Origin of the sequence: Bradyrhizobium sp. SRL28, assembly GCF_018596315.1 — a bacterium.
GTDB lineage: Bacteria > Pseudomonadota > Alphaproteobacteria > Rhizobiales > Xanthobacteraceae > Bradyrhizobium.
In genome coordinates this window covers 510402-528231 of record NZ_JAHEAG010000003.1, presented here as the reverse complement: position 1 = coordinate 528231, position 17830 = coordinate 510402, and the positions used below count along the sequence as shown (strand labels likewise).

Below are 17830 nucleotides of genomic sequence, written 5' to 3'. Positions count from 1 at the left end.
TCAGCATATCGAGAAGCCCTCGGGAACCAGCGCGTTTTGATGAGCGAGGAAATACAGGCGGGGGGCCCGGCTGGCAACCCGTTGACGTCGTTTTCCCGGTCAAAAATCGGCCAATACGGGACCTTAACGGGCCGTTTATTGGGCGCTGAAACCGAGCGCCGTGACGCTGGCCTCATCCTGAACGGGTAGGGCCCCTTCCGCACTCGCAACCGCCGGGCCGCGGCTGGCCGGGGCCGGAGCCGCATCCGGCGTTCCATTGACCATGCCGGTGAGGCCGGCAAGGCCGGCCTGCGCAATTTTGCGCAGCACGAGGTCATCAGCCGCCGCCCAGGCGTCGCGGCCCGCCTTGCCGGCGGGTTCTTCGCCGGAAAGCCGCAGCGCGCGCTGCTGGTTGTTGTCGTAGACGTCCCAGACCCAGGCGATCACGGTCTTGCCGCGAACCACCTGCGCCGAGAGATAGCTGCGCACACGGTAGGCAGCCCCGCCCTCGCGGGAGACGATCGACAGGTTGCGCAGCTTCGATTCGCTGTCGAGTACGCCGACCATCCGATCGAATACCTGCGGCGGCGGACCGTCGATCGATTCGAATGCCACGGTGGCGCCGCCACCGGCGCTCGGTGCCATCGCGTACGAGCCGCTGCCCGTCGCACCGCCGCCGGCGCAGCCACCCAGCGCGCAGGAAACGGCAAGGAGCGCCGCGGCGATCATGGCGCGCGGCGCTTTCAGGCACGAAGCTATCAAGGTGTCCCTCATTGCTTCCTGCGATATCGTTAAAATGTGTTAAGGTCTAGGGCAGCGGGTGCACCGGTCCGCCAAAAAGATTGCGTCGAGCTCGCCTCCGTTCACCTTGTTGTTGCCAGAATTCCCCAACCCGGCAGGATGATCCATGCGGGCCTTTGTTCTCGACGGCTATGGCGCGATCGCCGACCATGTCCGCCTGGCGGAAATCGCCGATCCGGTCCCGGGCCCCGGCGACGTCAGAATCGAAATCCATGCCGCCAGCCTCAATCCGATCGACTTCAAGATCGCGCATGGCGACCTGAAGCGCGTCTCGAAATATCAGCTGCCGCGCCCGTTCGGGTTCGATGCCAGCGGTGTCGTGTCCTCGGTGGGAGCCGGAGCGTCGAAATTCAAACCGGGCGATGCGGTGTTTGTCCGCGCGTCGCGCGACACGATTGGTACATTTGCCGAGCAAATCGCCCTTGGCGAAAAGCTCGTCGCGCTCAAGCCGGCTTCAATTTCACACGCGGAAGCGGCTTCGCTGCCGCTCGTCGGGCTGACCACGGTGCAGATGTTCGGGCGTGCCGGTGCGAAGTCCGGGCAGCGGATCCTGATCCATGCCGGCTCCGGCGGCGTCGGCACATTTGCGGTTCAATACGCAAAGCATCTCGGTCTTCACGTGACGTCGACGACGAGTTCGAAAAACGCGGATTTCGTCGCTTCGCTCGGAGCTGACCGCGTCATCGCTTACGACCGCGAGAACTATCTTCAGCAGGATGGCAAGTACGATATCGTCTACGACACGCTCGGTGGCGCATTCACCATCGATGCCTTCAAGGTGGTGAAGCGCGGCGGCGTGGTGATTTCGCTCAGCGGGCCACCGGATCGGGATTTCGCCCGGCGCGAGGGCGCCGGGCTGCTGGTGGGCATCGTCGTCTGGCTGATGGGACGGAAGGTTTACGCCGCCAGCGCGGCCGCCGGGGCGCGATACGAATGGTCCTTCACGGAATCCAACGGCGACCAGTTGCGCAACATCGCCGCCCTGGTGGAGGGCGGCGCGATCAGGCCGGTGGTCGATCGCGAATTCGCCTTCGAGCAGTTGCCCGATGCGCTGACCTATCTCGAGGCCGGCCGGGCGCGGGGCAAGGTGGTGTTGAAGGTGAGATGAGAATCACTCGCGCTCCAGCGCGATCGCGTGGACGTGGCGGCCGTAGTCCGGCTCTTTCCGGTGCACCGAGCGGCGGTAGCTGTAGAACCGCTCGTCGGAATAGGTGTCGACGCCGATGTCGTCGATCATGAGCACGCCGGCATTTTCCAGCCGCATCCGGATGAAACCGGCGAGGTCGAACATCGCATGGCCTGCGCGAGTCGAGGGGATGAAGAACACGCCGTTCTCTGCATCGGCATCCAGGAAGCGCTCGACGAATTCGCTGCCAACTTCATAGGAGTGCTGGCGGATCAAGGGACCGATGGCGGCGACGATGCCGGAGCGCTCAGCGCCGAGTTTCTCCATCGCGTCGATGGTCGATTCCAGCACGCCGGTCAGCGCGCCCTTCCAGCCGGCGTGCGCCGCGCCGATCACGCGAGCGCTCGCGTCGGCGAACAGGACCGGGCCGCAATCCGCGGCGGTGATGCCGATGGCGATGCCTTCCGTGCTTGTGACGAGCGCGTCGGCGCGCGGTTTGTCACCTTGCCATGGTCCGGTCGCCACCACGACGTCGGGTGAATGGATCTGGTGCGCGCTGAGCAGGCGGTCGGGCGCGACGCCCATCTGCTCGGCCATCCGGCGGCGATTTTCCGCGACACTGGCCGGATCGTCGTTCGAACCGAGTCCGCCGTTGAGGCCCTGATAGATTCCGCTGGATATCCCGCCCTCGCGGGTGAAGAAGGCGTGGCGCAGCCCTGGAATGGCTGCGAGCAGCGACGATCCGAACGTCATTCTGTTTCGTCTCCCTGCGCCGGCGGTTCGTCGCTGAGACCCGCGACCATGGTGAGATTGGGTTGGGTGACCGCAAGCACCTTGAACATCGATCCCATGCCGCCGCGGCCGCTGTCGGTCAGGCGTTTCAGTGCGGCGGAAATATCGGCGGAAACTTCCGCCGTGGTTTTTCCCATCAGCGTGACGGCCCGCGTCTCGATTCCGAGCCGCTTGAGGAAGTCGCCCTGCGTCACCGGGCCATGAACGCGCGCGCCGACGTCTTCTGCCGCGCGCGCCAGCGCCTGGAAATCGACATGGGCGGTGACATCGGCCTGGCCCGGATTCTTCAGGGGATCGGCAAAGCTGTGGCGGGCGATCGCCTGGAAGGTGTCGCCGGCGTCGCTGCGCAGATGGCCGTAATCGATGATCAGCGCTGCGCCGTCCTGGTCGCGTATCCGCGCGGCGATCTTCATCATCTCGTTGTCTGGCCGCCATTCGAACACGGCGCCGACAGGGGCCGCGCGCACCAGCGGCGGCAGCAACACCTCGAAGCGAGGCATCGGATCGTCAGCGGCTGCGAATACCAGCTTGCCATCGGGGTCGAGCTTGACGACGCGCTCGTGCCAGCCGGTCTCGCGTTTGACCACCTGATGGATCGGCAGCACGTCGAAGTATTCGTTGGCGAGAATGACCACCGGGCCCTCCGGCACCTCGTCGATGCTGTCATGCCAGCTGATGTTGCGGACGCCGGATAGCGTCGCCCGCTGCTTCTCGCGCAGCACCGGGTTGATCTCGACGAGATGGACATGGAGCGATTGATAGAGCGGCGGCAGCACCCGAACCGCGCGGAGCGCATCCGCCATCATGGTGCCGCGGCCGGGGCCGAGTTCGACCAGCCGCAGCGTCGGCGGCGACCCGATCGCCTTCCACACCGAAGCCGTCCATAGACCGAGCAGCTCGCCGAACATCTGGCTGACCTCGGGGGCGGTGGTGAAATCGCCCTCGCGGCCCAATGGATCGCGCGACACGTAATAGCCGTGCTCGGGATGTATCAGGCACAGCTCCATGTATCGCCAGACCGGCATCGGCCCTGACGATTTGATCAGCTTGTGGATCTCCGCCTGCAACGGTGAAAATTCGGTCACGGCCTGCCTTAAATCGACTTCTGTATATGCTCCGGCGCCTTGCGGCGCCATGCCATCATAATCAGGATGGCCCCGGCAATGATCATGGGTACCGACAAAAGCATACCCATGGTCAGCCCGCCCCACAAAAATCCGAGCTGGGGATCGGGTTCGCGGAAAAACTCGCTGGTAATGCGTGCAAGACCATAGATCGCGATGAAGCTGCCGAGGATCAGGCCCGGCCGTTTCAACGCGCCCATCCGGACCATGACCGCCAGGACCACAAACAGCAGGGCGCCCTCGAGCGCCGCTTCGTAGAGCTGGCTTGGGTGACGGAAAAGTTGGAGCGGGTCATCGGGAAAGATCATTCTCCAGGGCACGCTGGCATCCGCCTCACGCCCCCACAACTCGCCTTTGATGAAGTTGGCGATCCGCCCGAGCAATATTCCGATCGGAGCGACTGCGGTCGTGATGTCGCCAAGCGACAGGATGGAGATATTGTTCTTGAGCGCAAACAGCATCACCGCGGCGACGCAGCCGAGAAAGCCGCCGTGGAAGGACATGCCGCCTTCCCATAGTTTGAGAATGGCGGCCGGATTCTGGACGAAGAAGGCAGGGTTGTAGAACAGCACGTAGCCGGTGCGGCCGCCGAGGATGATGCCGATGGTGACCCAGAGAATGAAGTCGTCGAGTTGCAAGGGCGCGATCGGCGCCGGCCCGCTCCACAATTTCTCGCTCCTGATCAGCGCGCGCGCATAAATCCATCCGATCACGATGCCGCTGATATAGGCCAGCGCATACCATCGGATCGCGAGCGGTCCGACCGAGATGGCGACGGGATCAATTGCCGGAAAGGTGATGGTGAGAAAGGGCATCTGGCTCACAGGGCTTTCGTGTAGACCGCGTAGGCTACGCCGAAGATCGGCGGGGCGTCATAGGCTTTGACAAACCCCATCTTCAGATACATCGGCAAGGCGACCGACATGATCGGACTGGTATGGAGCGCAATGACCGGCGACCCGTCGCGTCTGGCTCTCGCAATACATTCATCACTCAAGGCTCGCCCAATCCCTTTTCCGCGAAACGCGGGGTCAACGACCAGCATGCGAATGATGGGCCAGCGTTGATCGAAGAACGCGGCTTTTTGACTGTTCGGCGCGAAATAGGCGACGGCGCCGGCAAATTTGTCCTGAAGTTCGGCAATGATGACTTCTCCACTCGCACTGAGATCAGAGGTCTTCGACAGGCCGGCAAGCATCGCCGGCCAGTCGCCATAGTGGTCTCGAAACTGATCAAAGGCCGAGACTGCAATCCGGTTCAGATTTTGCGCATCCGCGCTTTCGTAATCTCTGAGTCGGATTCCAGCCATCGCTATCTTGCGATCATGTTGACAGGTTGCGGCGATAGAGCGCCAGCAGACGCTCCCAGTGCCGTTCGGCGGCGTCGCGGTGGTAGACCGGGCGCTTCGGGAAGGCGAAACCGTGATGGGTGCCCGGATAGATCTCGACCTCGTTGTTCGATCCCTTCATGCCGGCCGCGACCTTGTCGATAATCTCCTGCGGCGCATAGATGTCGGTCTCGGCGCAGGCGAAATACAATTCGGCCTTGGTCTTGCTTGCAGCCAGATGCGGGCTGTCGGGCTCGTCGGTCGCAAGGTGGGTGCCGTAGATCGAAGCCGCCGCCTTCACACGATCCGGAAAATGCGTCGCCGCGTTGACCGCGTAGCGGCCGCTCATGCAGTAGCCGACGGTGCCGACGATTTTCGTGTTCGCCGCTTCTTGCGTCTCGGCATAGGCAAGCAGGGCCTTGGTGTCTTCCATCACCATGGGAATGTTGATCGAGTTCATGAAGCCGAACATCTGCTTGCGCTCGGGCGCTTCCGGGTCCGGCGGGATCGGCCCCAGCTCCATGACGCCGGAGCGGTAATACATGTTGGGCAGCATCACGTAATAGCCTGACGTGCCGAGCCGCCGCGCCATGTCGCGCAGTTCCTCGCGGATCGCCGGCGCGTCCATGTAGAAGATGATGACCGGAAAGGGCCCGCCGCGTTCGGGATGGGTGATGAAGGTTGTGGTCTTGCCGTCCTTGGTCGCAATATCGATCTGCTGGTCGATCATGGGCGTTTCTTTTTGCGTTGTGATTCTGGTTACTGGTGAAGCGCTTGATACGATTGCAAGGAAACCGGGGCATGACAAGGCAAAGGGGCATCACGTCTGCCTTGAACGGCGCACTTGAACCTTGCCCTTGAACCTTGCCTTTGGGATCGCCATTGTCTTGCCGGTGACGATCAATTTGCAGCGACCGGAGCGTTTTCAGATGACCCAGACCAGCAATCGGTTTTTCGACGAGATCGGCCGTTTGATGAACGACGCCGCCGGCGCCGCGCAGGGCGTCAAGCGCGAGGTCGACAGCGTCGTGCGCAATCAGGCCGAACGCATCCTGCGCGACCTCGACCTCGTCAAGCGCGAGGAGTTCGACGCGGTCAAGGATATGGCCCGCCTGGCGCGCGAGGAGAACGAGGCGCTGAAGGGCCGGATCGCGGCGCTGGAAGCCAAGCTGGGCATTTCGCCGGCAGTGACGGATGCCGGCAGCACGAAGACGGACGGTTAGGGGTCTTTGCCCGTAGCCCGGATGGAGCGCAGCGCAATCCGGGGCAGTTTTACGGCTGATAGGGTGTTCCCGGATTTCGCTCCGCTCCATCCGGGCTACGGGCGCTTTCCGGCTCAGCCCCCCAAAACCGCAGAAAAATCCCTTCATTTCCTTGTCATTTTGCCCCTTTGGGGCTAAAAGCCCGCCACGTCCGCAGCCCCCGCACCCCTGGAGGCTTGCTGTGGGACGCCAACGGGCCGCGATGCGGCCTTTAACTTTTTAGAAAACAAGGACTTAACACGATGGCGACCGTCAAGGAATTGAAGGCGACCGCGCGTCCGCAGAGCGGCAAGGGGGCCGCCCGGGCAGAGCGTCGCGCCGGGAGAGTGCCCGGAGTGATCTATGGTAACAACCAGCCCCCCGTGACCATTTCGGTCGACGACAAGGAACTGCGCCAGCGCATCCTGGCCGGCCGCTTTCTGACCACGATTTACGATATCGATCTCGAGGGCAAGAAGCACCGCGTGATTCCGCGCGACTTCCACCTCGATCCGGTGCGTGACTTCCCGCTGCATGTCGATTTCATGCGGCTCGGTGAAGGCGCGACCATCCGCGTCAGCGTCCCTCTGCACGTCGTGAACGGCGAAACCTCGCCCGGCGTCAAGCGCGGCGGCACCGTCAACATCGTCACCCACACCATCGATCTCGAATGCTCGGTCGAAAACATTCCGCAGTACATCGACGCGGATGTTGGGGCGCTGGAAATCAGCCACTCGCTGCATCTGTCCGAGATCAAGCTGCCGGCCGGCGTGAAGTCGCTGTCGCGTGAAGACGCGACGCTGGTGACCATCGTGCCGCCGTCCGGCTACGCCGAAGAACAGAAGGCTGCTGCGGCTGCTGCGGCTGCCGGCACGGGTGCTCCGGCGGCGGGTGCCGCTCCGGCTGCTGCCGCGCCTGCGGCGGGTGCTGCAGCTCCGGCGGCGGCCGCCAAGGCGCCGGCGGGCGGCGACAAGAAGAAGTAAACAGCGGCAGGATGCCGCGTCATGCGCCTGTTTGTCGGTCTAGGTAACCCCGGTTCGAAATACGCGAACAACCGGCACAACATTGGGTTCATGGCCGTCGATGAAATCGCGCGGCGTCATGGTTTCGCACCGTGGCGCCGCCGCTTTCAGGGCGAGACTTCCGAAGGCTCGCTCGATCGCGAGAAGGTCGTTCTGCTGCGGCCGACTACCTACATGAACGAGTCCGGGCGCGCGGTTCAGGAAGCCGCGAACTTCTTCAAACTGTCCGCTGGCGACATCACCGTGTTTCAGGACGAACTCGAACTGCCGGCGGCGAAGGTGCGCGTCAAGATCGGCGGCGGCATTGCCGGCCACAACGGGCTGCGCTCGATCTCTTCGCATATCGGCAATGACTATCGCCGGGTGCGGCTCGGGATCGGTCATCCCGGCGTCAAGGAGCTGGTGCACAGCCACGTGCTGTCGGATTTTGCGAAGAGCGACCGGCCGTGGGTGGAAGCGCTGTGCGAGGCGGTGGCCGAAAATGCCGGGCTGCTGGCGACGGGCAAGGACTCGACGTTCCAGAACAAGGTGCATCTGACGCTGCAGGCCAAGGGATTTTTCGACAAGGACGAGAATGGCGGGCAATGAGCTCACCTCGTCATCGCCGGACTTGATCCGGCGACCCATCATCTCAAGAAAGATGGATACGCGGGTCAAGCCCGCGTATGACGACCTCACATCAATTCACGTGCTGCGGGTTCGCACGAAAGATCGGAAGCTGAGATGGGATTCAAATGCGGTATCGTCGGCCTGCCCAATGTCGGCAAGTCGACGCTGTTCAACGCGCTGACCGAGACGGCAGCGGCGCAGGCGGCGAATTATCCGTTCTGCACCATCGAGCCGAATGTCGGCGAGGTCGCCGTGCCTGATCCCAGGCTCGACAAGCTGTCCGACATCGCAAAGTCGGCGCAGATCATCCCCACGCGACTGACCTTCGTCGATATCGCGGGCCTCGTCCGCGGCGCCTCCAAGGGCGAAGGCCTCGGCAATCAGTTCCTCGCCACCATCCGCGAGGTCGATGCGGTGGCGCATGTGGTGCGGTGTTTCGAAGACTCCGACATCACCCATGTCGAAGGCAAGATCGCCCCATTGGCCGACATCGAGACCATCGAAACCGAGCTGATGCTTGCCGACCTCGACAGCCTGGAAAAGCGCGTCGACAACCTCGCCAAGAAGGCCAAGGGCAACGACAAGGACGCCAAGGAGGCGCTCGATCTCGTCAACCGCGCGCTGGTGTTGCTGCGCGACGGCAAGCCGGCGCGGTTTCTGGAGCGCAAGCCGGAGGAAGAGCGCGCGTTCAATATGCTCGGCCTGCTGACGTCGAAGCCGGTGCTCTATGTCTGCAACGTCGAGGAAGGGTCGGCCAAGGACGGCAACAGCTTCTCAAACCAGGTGTTCGAGCACGCCAAGAAGGAAGGCGCGGTCGCGGTAGTGATCTCGGCCAAAATCGAATCCGAGATCGCAACCCTGTCACGCGAGGAGCGCGCCGAGTTTTTGGAGACGCTGGGTCTCGAAGAGGCCGGCCTCGACCGCCTGATCCGCGCCGGCTACCAGCTGCTCGACCTCATCACCTATTTTACCGTCGGCCCGAAGGAGGCCCGCGCCTGGACCATCCACCGCGGCACCAAGGCGCCCGCGTCGGCCGGCGTGATCCATACTGATTTCGAGAAGGGCTTTATCCGGGCTGAGACCATCGCCTATGCCGATTACGTCGCGCTGAACGGCGAAGCCGGCGCCCGCGACGCCGGCAAGCTGCGGCTGGAAGGCAAGGAATATGTCGTCGCCGACGGCGACGTGATGCATTTCAGGTTTAATACCTGAGATACCGGGTGCCGCGGATGCGGACCCCGTGGGGTTGGCAAAGGCGCATTTGCGCCGTGCCCACCATCCTTCAACGATCGTACGGGAATGGTGGGCACGCTGCGCTTTGCCCACCCTACGATTCCGGCGTGATTACCGCATCTGCCCCTGATCCCGGATCGCGCCGAGATGCTCGTTGATGCGGAAGACGATCAGGATGAATTCCGCGGCGATGCGCGAAAACACCACGCCGACCACGACACCGGCGATCGAGGACAGCAGCAGGATGAATCCGCCGAACGGGCTGATCGCCATCGCGGCAAGTGCCGAGAATATCCCGGACAGGCCGAACAGCACGATCAAGCCGATGACCAGCCAGTAGAAGGTCTTGATGATCGTGGGCGTGATGAAGCGGTCCCACTGAAACAGATCCTGAAAATCGAGCATCGATGGTTCTCCGGCGAGTCAAAAACCTGGTCCCAGATGGCACAGGGCTAGCCCCGAAAATTGCTTCGGGCAAGTCAGGGGTGAGCGCCGGGAACGGTACTCGCCTCTGGCGAACGAGCCATGCGGGTGGACGGGTTGAGATTGCCGCAAATAACGGCCACATTCAGGCTTCTCCACAACCAATCCCCAATCCTTATCCTCGATCGATGATGACACTGACCTTTGAAGACTTCACGCCCGGCCATTTCGGCACGTTCGGACCGCGCCACGTGACTCGCGAGGAGATTTTGGCCTTTGCCGCCGAATTCGACCCGCAGCCGATGCATCTGGACGAGGCCGCCGCCAATGCGTCGATGCTGAAGGGGCTGTCCGGTTCGGGTTGGCATCTCGGCTCGATCATGATGCGGATGCTGTTTGACGGCTTTATCGGCCGCACGGCGTCAATGGGTTCGCCCGGCGTCAACGAGATGCGCTGGCTGGCGCCGCTCCGCCCGGGCGACGACCTGACGCTGCATGTCGACGTCGCGGAGGCCAGAATTTCGAAGAGCCGTCCCGAAACCGGCATCGTGACCTTCAAGGGGATGATCCGCAACGCGGCTGGCGTGGTGCTGTGCGAGATGGAGTCGCCGATCATCGTGCGCCGGCGTGCCGAGGCGGGAGCGGAATAGCGATGCGTTTCTTCGAGGACATCGAGATCGGCGCGCAGCGCGAGTTCGGCTCGTTCACCTTCACTGCCGACGACATCAAGAAGTTTGCCGCGCAATTCGATCCGCAGCGCTTTCACCTCGATGAGGAGGAAGGACGCAAATCCCTGTTCGGGGGACTGGCTGCATCGGGCTGGCACGTCGCGGCGGTCTGCATGAAGCTCCTGGTCGCCGACGGCAAGCGCTTGACGGCGGAGGCTGTCGCACGCGGCGAAGAGGTCGCGGTGTGGGGGCCCTCGCCGGGCTTTCGTGAACTGCGCTGGATCAGGCCGGTGTTGGCCGGCGACACCATCAGCTTTTCCAGTGTAGTTGAAACCAAGCGGACCTCGGAGAAGCGTCCCGAATGGGGCATCCTGCAGGCCCGCAATACCGGCATCAACCAGCGCGGCGAAGTGGCGTATTCGTTCCTCGCGACCGCCTTCGTGCCGCGACGGAAGGCGGGTTGAGGGAAGCCTGCTCTCACCGCGTCATTCCCGGCTTTATGCCGGGCATCCACGTCTTAACAGCAGCGGAAGCAAGCCGTGGATGGCCGGGTTACACCCGGCCAATGGGCGCGGGGGCGGGGCCGGAACATGGTTAGCGAATTGTGCCGTTAGCTCCTCGTAATCCATGACTCCACGGAACGGATTTTTTGCTAACGCAATTTGAACTTTCTGCCTGCCAAATGCGTCTCAGGGAAGTACCGAGGGGATGATTATGGCAGATCGCGGCAGCCTGAAATTCGTCGGCTTTGTCTTCGCAACCGTCACGCTGGCGGTGATGCTGACCGCCGGCATGGTGGTGAAATCCTATGCCGATGGTGTCTACACGATCGAGGACACCGCCTTCATCCGCCAGTAATTGCGGATCGGATAGCCATGAGCGCTGAAGAAAGTTCAGCGGCTCCAGATCAGCGTCATTGCCACGACGGCAAACGTCAGCAGTCCGACGAAGCGGATCACGATCGTGCCCACGCTATGCGACGATTGCCGCAGCGGCATTGAATCCATGTTGTCTGGCTGAACGTTCTGCATCGCCGATGTGTCCTTGAAAAAGGTGACTGCCGCCGCGTGACGACATCCGTCTTTGGACGCATCGTGCTTATAGAATTCTGATCGAGTCCTGCCAAACAAAACCGCCGCGCTCCTGTACGGAACACGGCGGAGTGTTAGATTTTTGCAACGATCGGGATCAGCTGTTGCGCAGGCCGTCGGCAGCGCGCTTCCACTGCGTGACGTTGTCGGAGATCATGCGCGTCGACTTCATCGCGGCCTGGCTGAGCTGGGCATAGCCCGAGATCTCGCGCTGGACGCGCTGGCCTTCGGCATGCAGGAGGTCGCGGAGGCTTTCGAGTTCGGAAATCAGCTTCTCGATTTCCGCCAGCGAAGTGCCGGCGACGCGCTGGATCAGCGAATTGACATTGTTGACGGTGGCTTCCGCGTTCGCGTCGAGCGGCGCGGTGTCCGGGGCCACTGCGGGACGGCGCAGGTAGGCGATGTCGTTGCGAACGAAATCGCGGATGCCGGCTTCGACTTCGGATACGGCGGCGAGATCGTTGTCGACCTCCGGGGTCTCATCAATCTGTTCGGGGCGAATGGTGGCGTTCATCGGCAATTCCTCTGTTTCGCTTTCAGGCGAGCGCGGACGTCCCCCGCACGACGAAGTGGAGTGTTCCCATCTGCACTGCCGATTTTGGCCGCATCTTGTCCAATATGCGGCAATGGTTGATCATTCTCTGGGGCGGCGCTTTGGGGCCGGCAAACTGCGTCAAATCGGGACGATTTCCGGCCTCTACCAGCTACGTTTGAACCCCGCGGTGAGGCTTTTGCTGGCGGCGCCGGAAGGCGTTTCGCCGATCGAGCCCGAGATTGTGACGCCGTCGAACAGCTTCTGCTCGGCGCCGACCTTGCGCAGCCATTTATCGTCCGAGGTCGACAGGGTCTGGCCGGCGATCAAGCTGGTGCCAGTGTCGGTGATGCTGAGCCTCGCCGACTGGTCGGTCTCGTAGCTGCGCGCCGGATGGCTGACGATGCCGGGCACCGGCACGATGCCCTGCTGGATCAGGTTGTAGTCGTTCTTCAGGGTCACCGAATACTGCTCGCTGAGCGGCAGCGATTTGCTCAGGGAGGTGCCGAGCCTGCTCTGCTCGGATCCAGGATCGACGCGGGCTTCGACGGAGGTCTTGTCCCAAATCGAGGCGACGCCGGGGGCCGTGATCGCAGCCCAGGCCGTGCCGGACGATTGCGGCAGGCTGCCGCCATTGGCGAGTTTTTCCGAGAGCTGCTCGGACGTCGTCGCCGTGCCCTGCCGCGCGACCGTCATGTCGGCGCCGATGCGGGTATCCCAGAACGGCGTGATGGATTGCTTGATCGACACCGCAGAGGTGCCGTTCGCCCTTTCATTGGCGGACCACGCGGCATCAACGCTGGCAGCGGCTTTCGACGAGCTGCCTCCCTTCGGCGCCTGAAAGGTCAGGGTCGACGCATCGACATTGAGCAGGCTCCAGTCGAGCTTGCTGACGTCGATGTCCTTCATGATGTCGACGTCGTTGACGTCGGGAGCCGCCTCGGTCTCTTCCGCCTCAGGCGTGTCCGGATCGTCGTCCGCCGGCGGTGTTTGTGCCGCTGCCGCCAGCATCGAAACTACACTGACGCCGGCCACCAGCATTGGCAGCCGCGCCCAGCCAAATCGCATTTTGGGAATCATTGCCCGCCCGCATTCCAAGTCGCGCCCAGAATGCGTTCGCTCTGTTGCGAAATTATGGCGGGTGTAATGATGACGCGCCTAAACCGCCATCCGCGGCAGGTGAATCGGATAGCCCACGGTCTGCTCGACCAGATCGAAGGTGTCGACCAGCACGCGGAAGTTGGTCAGGCGGCCGGCCCTGAACTGGGCGAAATGGGCGATCCGCAAGGAGATCGGCTTGTTCGAATCCAGCGCGGTCAGCGAATAGCGCATCATCGATGCGGCCGAATCCACCCCCAGCATGATCGATTCGCGGTCGAAGCGGTGGACGCGGAAGTTGTCGGCGATCTGCCTGATGACATCGATCACGGCTGCCTTGCCGCGGCGCGAGCCGAAGAACGGATACATGTCGATCGGTCCATAGATCGCCCAGTCGACGTCCTCGTCGAGCAGGGCTTCGAGATCGGCGGGCTGGCGTTCATTGATCGCACGATGCAACGCGCGCGAAAAACGCCAGAGACTATGCTCTGTCATTTTGGTTTGGTCCTTGAAACTGGATTTTAATAAGCGGCAATCGCGCCCAAAGGGGGCGTCTTCATCGACGCCGGGCCGAAATGCCGAACTTCACTGTTGCAGCCAGAAATAGAACAGTTTGGCCGAAATACAATTGCCGTTTTTGCATTGCACAAATGCGGTGATTCTGCCGGATTTAGCGCTCGGGGCGGCGCACCGGCTCGCGTTCGATGGCGATTTCGGCGTCGCGAATGGCGATGATGCCGAACAGCAGGGCGCCGCCGATGCCGCCGATCGCGGCCCCCAGCGGCATGAAGGTGAAGAACACCAGCATCCCGCTATAGCCTTCAAAACTCGTGGTTTTGAAGATTTCCACCCAGGCGAGGCCTGCCCCGATGCCCAGTGCCGCGCCCCCCAGCGCCCCCAACGCCAAACCAAGCAAGGCCAGCAAAGCGATCTTCATAGGTTCTTCGTGTACGGAAACAGCCTTGTGGTGTGTCACGGCCGGCGCAACGAGGTTCAATGGTGCGCGGAAAATAAGCGGCGCGTTGGCGTGCACCTCAGATGTGCGATTGCGCATCCGAGGGGTCTGCTCCGCGGCGCATCTCGGAATGACGGAGTCCGTAATCGCTAGATCGGGTCCGGCCGCCTGCCGGTCAGGATCGCGGCGATATCGCGCTCGAGCAGTTGCTGGACCAGATCGAAGGTGTCGATGATTTCCCTGATATGGCTGATCTTGCCGTCGCGCAGCGTGTAGAAGCCGGCGATATCGAACTGCACCATGCGCTGGTTGATGGTCTTGCGGAAGAACACGCGGATGAAGGCGGCGGCCTTGTCGTCCTCGGTGACCAGCATCGGCACCTCGCAGCGCAGCTCGGAATAGCGGGCGCGCACCGCATTCCACATCGCGCGCATTTCAGCCTTGCCGCGGCGGTGGCCCATATGGGGCAGGATATCGATCGGGGCATTGGCGAGGAATTCGACGTCGTCGGTGCAGCGCTCCACGGCGGCTTCGACGTCGCCGGAATACAGGACGTTGAGGAAATCCAGCACGTGCTGGCGATTTGATCCCTCGGTCATTCGCCCATCCTACCTGTGCTCGACCCGGCTCTTGCCAGACCCATTGTGAACGGAACGGCGGAGCTATCAATCAGCAAAAGGATTTAAAGTTTCTGAAAGTATGTTTCTGAAGGTATTTTGACGCGGCCGCCGCGAAGAAGGTTCAAGCCGCCGGTTGCGACACTTGGCCTCCGGCCCTCGAACGACGATCACCGGCCCGTCGGTCCATATAGCGGCGCGCGTTACGGCCTGCCGAATTCCGCTTCCGGCACGGCCTTGCTGGTTTGCAGGTCGATCACGAGCCTTGCCTTCTTCTTATGGGTGCCAGCAGGCTGACCGCGCCGATTACCTTCAAGAGGGTCTCCCATTGTAGCCACAGCAACCACACTGAACCGGCCTTCGCGGCCGGCGACAATGCATGCCGCCGTTGCATGCCGACGTTCCAGGGAACGATCCCGCCACGGCGACCGTTGTCTTGTTCCGTTGATAACGGAGACCATGATGACCAAAACTCCACCTCCTATCCCCCAGGAAAACCAGAGCCACAAGGGTCCCGGCAGCGCGCCCAGCGTTCCCCTCGACACCACCAAGGGCCATCGCGACGACGAGAAGAACAACATCCGCGAACAGGCCGAGCACGGCAACATGACGCAGAACACGAGCAACCGCCGGTCGGGGTGAGGGGGCGGCGTCGCTGCATTCTCGCTGCCGTCCCTGCCTAGTGCGCAATTGCGCACGGGAGCAGGGCCCATAACCACCGGCGGAAGTTTTGCGAAAGGCGTCTGCCATACTGCCTTATCGACAGATCACGCGGTATGGGTCCCTGCGTTCGCAGGGACGACAATGAGTGTGCTGCATTCTTGATTCGAATTTCAAACAGCCCTGAACGCTTTCTCCACCGTCATTGCGAGCGAAGCGAAGCAATCCATCTCTCCGAGTATTCGGCGTTGCAGCCATGGATTGCTTCGTCGCTATCGCTCCTCGCAATGACGCGGCTGCGATGTCGGATTCGAATGTCAAACAGCTAGTCGGTTGTCGTCACCCGCGAATGCGGGTGACCCAGTATTCCAGAGACGCCCGTGCTTGAGCCGAGAAGCCGCGGCGTATTGGATGCCCCGCCTTCGCGGGGCATGACGACCGTGTAGGATGGGTGGAGCGAAGCGATACCCATCAATCGTGATGGACGCGGCGCTTGATGGGTTTCGCTTCGCTCTACCCATCCTACAAGACACGCCCTCGCGTTCTCGCGGCGCGAAGCGCCCGGAGTGATGCGGTCGGCGATGCCCTCGAAAACGAAGAGGGCGCAGGGAAAGCCGGGTGCCCTCAGCACCCGCAGTCGTGCGCACAAAATGCACACGGGTGACCACAGGTGCGCCGGAACACCCGGCCTTCCCTGCGCAATGGTTTTAACGGCTTATATCGCGCTCTCCCCGGAGACGAATTCGTCTTGCCTCCGTCCCTGACGGATTGACGATCCATCGAAGCCCGGTTGAGCCCGATGAATCTCCATCAGCTTGACACCAGCAACGGGTGCCAGGACCACACGGCTTTGCCGTCCGCGGCTTCCCCGGGCCATGCGCTTCGACCGGCTCATGTGCTGCCGGAAGAAGTTTTGGCCGAGGCGTTTAAGCGCCGGTCGTCTGCGCACCGTTCGATCGCTCACAGGCCGAAGCCCGCCCTGCGATCACGTCGCGCGCCCGACGCTGCCGCGTCCACCGCATCCCGCGCCCAACGTCCGTGACGATCGCGATACGCCCCTCTAGCGGGTGCGGGATGGCGGGAGTTGTAAGGGTGATTTGGGGTAACGGCGAAGCGGAATATTTTTGCCGCGCGCACTGGACCAATCCCAAGCGTGATTTGCCCAACAGGCAACGCAACCGGTAGTGGTGTCTTCGCGCGAACGCCGCGCGGGTTCGTCGGATCTCCCGGGCGCACGAAGCGCAACGAAGTCACCTCGCCCCTCACTGGCGGAGTCGAGACGAGCGAAGCTCGCTCTTAGGGTCGGCGCCAGGCGCCGGGTGAGGGGCTATCACCACGCGTCCCGTGCTTCAGTCAGCGTGATCTCCATCACGGCACAGCCTCTCCCGATTTTCTATTCTCCCGCTCATCGCCGTCCTCGCCGAGGACGCAAGCGCAGGAAACGCCGCCATGAACGCCATAGCAGCTCCGAAATCCCGCGCGCTCAACCGGCTCGAAGGTTTTACGCTGACATTCCTCCTGCAGAGCTTCCCGACCTTCGCCACCGCAGCCTTGCTCTTGAAACTCGCCCATCACGAGATCGCCGGCGGCGTCGTGTTGCTCGTCGTGACGGCCTCGATCTTCCATGGCCTGCTCACGCCCTGGCTCGCGCCAAAGTTTCCAAAATTGTTGAAGCACAGCTACGAGCCGCTGTTCTTCAACGCCGGCCTCTCCTTTCTCGAAAAGATCGAGAAGTGGCGCGCCCAGCCCACGACGTCGCTTCAACTGGTGACGAACGTGATGTTGCTGTCGCTGCTGGCGGTGGGGGTGATGAGTATGGGGTGATCCGTGCGGCCGTCATTCCCCGATGCGCAATGTGTACCTGAGCGTGCCGCGAAAGCGGCGCGTCCTGAATTCATCAGCGTGCAGGCCTCGCTTTGACAAAATGATGATGTAGCGTATACGCTACGGATGCCGCCGATCAAGAAAGCGGATGAATTCTCGAACTGGCTCGGGACTGAAATGGCCAAGGCAAAACCGTTCGATGCGGCCGAATATCTCGACAGTCCCGAGATGATCGCAGCCTACATCAACGAAGCTCTCGAATCCGAAGATGCATCTGCCATCGCTGTTGCCATCGGCACGGTTGCCCGCGCGCGGGGCATGAGCGCGGTGGCGGAAAAAGCTGGTCTCTCGCGCGAGAATTTGTACCGGGCACTGGGCGGAGAGGCGAGGCCGGAATTCGGCACCGTCATCAAGGTGCTTCACGCGCTCGGCATCGATCTGGTCGCCCAACCTCAGGGATCGAAGGCGGCGTAGGAAGAAGCCGCGCGGGGAATGACGAGTCAGGTGGAGTCAGTTGAGCCCCCGGCATTCCTCTGCTTTCGCGCGCGATGGAAAACGGCCGAGTTCTCGATAGTCGGGATCATGCTCTGCCGAAGCTGGAGAGCGCAGCGCGACAAATTCGTTGCCATCCTGCTCGATCAGCTCGGTCAAGTCCTCACTGCTGTACGGCGTCATGTCGCGCGCGCCGCAATGCGGGCATTCATCGTC

At 62.3% G+C, this 17830-nt stretch carries 26 protein-coding genes; 11 read left to right on the top strand and 15 right to left on the bottom strand.

Annotated elements, in window-relative coordinates; all coding sequences use genetic code 11:
- Nucleotides 1-135: 135 nt before the first annotated feature.
- The gene (locus KIP88_RS10470; RefSeq protein ID WP_214487795.1) at nucleotides 136-753 is read right to left on the bottom strand and encodes a hypothetical protein; all 618 of its coding nucleotides are present in this window, start codon (nucleotides 751-753) and stop codon (nucleotides 136-138) included.
- 133 nt (nucleotides 754-886) lie between these two features.
- On the opposite strand from KIP88_RS10470, the gene KIP88_RS10465 reads away from it, so the two are divergent.
- Nucleotides 887-1888 carry an NADP-dependent oxidoreductase gene (locus KIP88_RS10465; RefSeq protein WP_214487794.1) on the top strand — a complete coding sequence of 334 codons (1002 nt, stop codon included), beginning with the start codon at nucleotides 887-889 and terminating at the stop codon, nucleotides 1886-1888.
- A 3-nt stretch (nucleotides 1889-1891) separates the two neighbouring features.
- Here KIP88_RS10465 and pgeF read toward each other — a convergent pair whose 3' ends face one another.
- Genes pgeF through KIP88_RS10440 form a run of 5 tightly spaced genes read right to left on the bottom strand, consistent with a single transcriptional unit; the run spans nucleotide 1892 to nucleotide 5879 of the window.
- Complete coding sequence (pgeF, locus tag KIP88_RS10460) at nucleotides 1892-2659, bottom strand: peptidoglycan editing factor PgeF (RefSeq protein ID WP_214487793.1); 768 nt, start codon at nucleotides 2657-2659, stop codon at nucleotides 1892-1894.
- Complete coding sequence (locus tag KIP88_RS10455; RefSeq protein ID WP_374226442.1) at nucleotides 2656-3783, bottom strand: class I SAM-dependent methyltransferase; 1128 nt, start codon at nucleotides 3781-3783, stop codon at nucleotides 2656-2658. The genes pgeF and KIP88_RS10455 overlap by 4 nt, the downstream gene beginning before the upstream one ends.
- 8 nt (nucleotides 3784-3791) lie before the next feature.
- On the bottom strand, nucleotides 3792-4637 hold the full coding sequence (gene lgt, locus KIP88_RS10450; RefSeq protein WP_214488022.1) for a prolipoprotein diacylglyceryl transferase: 846 nt from the start codon (nucleotides 4635-4637) through the stop codon (nucleotides 3792-3794).
- Nucleotides 4638-4642: 5 nt separating this feature from the next.
- Nucleotides 4643-5131 carry a GNAT family N-acetyltransferase gene (locus tag KIP88_RS10445; RefSeq protein WP_214487791.1) on the bottom strand — a complete coding sequence of 163 codons (489 nt, stop codon included), beginning with the start codon at nucleotides 5129-5131 and terminating at the stop codon, nucleotides 4643-4645.
- 13 nt (nucleotides 5132-5144) lie between these two features.
- Nucleotides 5145-5879, bottom strand: coding sequence for a dienelactone hydrolase family protein (locus tag KIP88_RS10440; RefSeq protein ID WP_214487790.1), 735 nt, complete (start codon nucleotides 5877-5879; stop codon nucleotides 5145-5147).
- Between the two features lie 199 nt (nucleotides 5880-6078).
- Here KIP88_RS10440 and KIP88_RS10435 point away from each other — a divergent pair, with 199 nt between their 5' ends.
- The 4 genes from KIP88_RS10435 to ychF all read left to right on the top strand — a co-directional run bounded on the left by KIP88_RS10435 (nucleotide 6079) and on the right by ychF (nucleotide 9233).
- Nucleotides 6079-6372 carry an accessory factor UbiK family protein gene (locus KIP88_RS10435; RefSeq protein ID WP_214487789.1) on the top strand — a complete coding sequence of 98 codons (294 nt, stop codon included), beginning with the start codon at nucleotides 6079-6081 and terminating at the stop codon, nucleotides 6370-6372.
- Nucleotides 6373-6653: 281 nt separating this feature from the next.
- Nucleotides 6654-7373 carry a 50S ribosomal protein L25/general stress protein Ctc gene (locus KIP88_RS10430; RefSeq protein ID WP_214487788.1) on the top strand — a complete coding sequence of 240 codons (720 nt, stop codon included), beginning with the start codon at nucleotides 6654-6656 and terminating at the stop codon, nucleotides 7371-7373.
- Nucleotides 7374-7394: 21 nt separating this feature from the next.
- Nucleotides 7395-8000 carry an aminoacyl-tRNA hydrolase gene (pth, locus tag KIP88_RS10425; RefSeq protein WP_214487787.1) on the top strand — a complete coding sequence of 202 codons (606 nt, stop codon included), beginning with the start codon at nucleotides 7395-7397 and terminating at the stop codon, nucleotides 7998-8000.
- Nucleotides 8001-8135: 135 nt separating this feature from the next.
- Nucleotides 8136-9233, top strand: coding sequence for a redox-regulated ATPase YchF (gene ychF, locus KIP88_RS10420; protein ID WP_214487786.1), 1098 nt, complete (start codon nucleotides 8136-8138; stop codon nucleotides 9231-9233).
- 132 nt (nucleotides 9234-9365) lie between these two features.
- Here the strand turns inward: ychF and KIP88_RS10415 are convergent, their stop codons facing one another.
- Nucleotides 9366-9659: a DUF4282 domain-containing protein gene (locus KIP88_RS10415; protein WP_025590606.1), complete on the bottom strand. Its 294-nt coding sequence runs from the start codon at nucleotides 9657-9659 to the stop codon at nucleotides 9366-9368.
- 209 nt (nucleotides 9660-9868) lie between these two features.
- Between KIP88_RS10415 and KIP88_RS10410 the strand changes: the two genes are divergently transcribed.
- From KIP88_RS10410 to KIP88_RS10400, 3 genes are all read left to right on the top strand, one after another.
- The gene (locus KIP88_RS10410; RefSeq protein ID WP_214487785.1) at nucleotides 9869-10327 is read left to right on the top strand and encodes a MaoC family dehydratase; all 459 of its coding nucleotides are present in this window, start codon (nucleotides 9869-9871) and stop codon (nucleotides 10325-10327) included.
- A 2-nt stretch (nucleotides 10328-10329) separates the two neighbouring features.
- Nucleotides 10330-10809, top strand: a complete 480-nt coding sequence (locus tag KIP88_RS10405) for a MaoC family dehydratase (protein ID WP_214487784.1) — start codon at nucleotides 10330-10332, stop codon at nucleotides 10807-10809.
- 250 nt (nucleotides 10810-11059) lie between these two features.
- Nucleotides 11060-11203, top strand: coding sequence for a hypothetical protein (locus KIP88_RS10400; protein WP_214487783.1), 144 nt, complete (start codon nucleotides 11060-11062; stop codon nucleotides 11201-11203).
- Between the two features lie 35 nt (nucleotides 11204-11238).
- Here KIP88_RS10400 and KIP88_RS10395 read toward each other — a convergent pair whose 3' ends face one another.
- The 7 genes from KIP88_RS10395 to KIP88_RS10365 form a co-directional block, all read right to left on the bottom strand.
- A complete protein-coding gene (locus KIP88_RS10395; RefSeq protein ID WP_214487782.1) occupies nucleotides 11239-11376 on the bottom strand; it encodes a hypothetical protein in 138 nt (45 codons plus the stop codon).
- Between the two features lie 157 nt (nucleotides 11377-11533).
- A complete protein-coding gene (locus KIP88_RS10390; RefSeq protein ID WP_214487781.1) occupies nucleotides 11534-11950 on the bottom strand; it encodes a hypothetical protein in 417 nt (138 codons plus the stop codon).
- Nucleotides 11951-12133: 183 nt separating this feature from the next.
- Nucleotides 12134-13009: a hypothetical protein gene (locus KIP88_RS10385; protein ID WP_214488021.1), complete on the bottom strand. Its 876-nt coding sequence runs from the start codon at nucleotides 13007-13009 to the stop codon at nucleotides 12134-12136.
- Nucleotides 13010-13126: 117 nt separating this feature from the next.
- On the bottom strand, nucleotides 13127-13561 hold the full coding sequence (locus KIP88_RS10380; protein WP_214487780.1) for a nuclear transport factor 2 family protein: 435 nt from the start codon (nucleotides 13559-13561) through the stop codon (nucleotides 13127-13129).
- Between the two features lie 175 nt (nucleotides 13562-13736).
- Nucleotides 13737-14003 (bottom strand): hypothetical protein, encoded by a 267-nt coding sequence (locus tag KIP88_RS10375; RefSeq protein WP_214488020.1) that lies wholly within the window; start codon nucleotides 14001-14003, stop codon nucleotides 13737-13739.
- A 167-nt stretch (nucleotides 14004-14170) separates the two neighbouring features.
- Nucleotides 14171-14620 carry a nuclear transport factor 2 family protein gene (locus KIP88_RS10370; protein ID WP_214487779.1) on the bottom strand — a complete coding sequence of 150 codons (450 nt, stop codon included), beginning with the start codon at nucleotides 14618-14620 and terminating at the stop codon, nucleotides 14171-14173.
- A gap of 221 nt (nucleotides 14621-14841) precedes the next feature.
- A complete protein-coding gene (locus KIP88_RS10365; protein ID WP_214487778.1) occupies nucleotides 14842-15108 on the bottom strand; it encodes a hypothetical protein in 267 nt (88 codons plus the stop codon).
- Here KIP88_RS10365 and KIP88_RS10360 point away from each other — a divergent pair.
- From KIP88_RS10360 to KIP88_RS10350, 3 genes are all read left to right on the top strand, one after another.
- Nucleotides 15101-15280, top strand: coding sequence for a hypothetical protein (locus KIP88_RS10360; protein WP_214487777.1), 180 nt, complete (start codon nucleotides 15101-15103; stop codon nucleotides 15278-15280). The genes KIP88_RS10365 and KIP88_RS10360 overlap by 8 nt on opposite strands.
- 1467 nt (nucleotides 15281-16747) lie before the next feature.
- Nucleotides 16748-17122, top strand: coding sequence for a hypothetical protein (locus KIP88_RS10355; protein WP_214487776.1), 375 nt, complete (start codon nucleotides 16748-16750; stop codon nucleotides 17120-17122).
- Nucleotides 17123-17299: 177 nt separating this feature from the next.
- A complete protein-coding gene (locus KIP88_RS10350) occupies nucleotides 17300-17596 on the top strand; it encodes an addiction module antidote protein (protein WP_214487775.1) in 297 nt (98 codons plus the stop codon).
- Between the two features lie 36 nt (nucleotides 17597-17632).
- Here KIP88_RS10350 and KIP88_RS46450 read toward each other — a convergent pair whose 3' ends face one another.
- Nucleotides 17633-17773, bottom strand: coding sequence for a hypothetical protein (locus KIP88_RS46450; RefSeq protein ID WP_249790662.1), 141 nt, complete (start codon nucleotides 17771-17773; stop codon nucleotides 17633-17635).
- Nucleotides 17774-17830 lie beyond the last annotated feature (57 nt).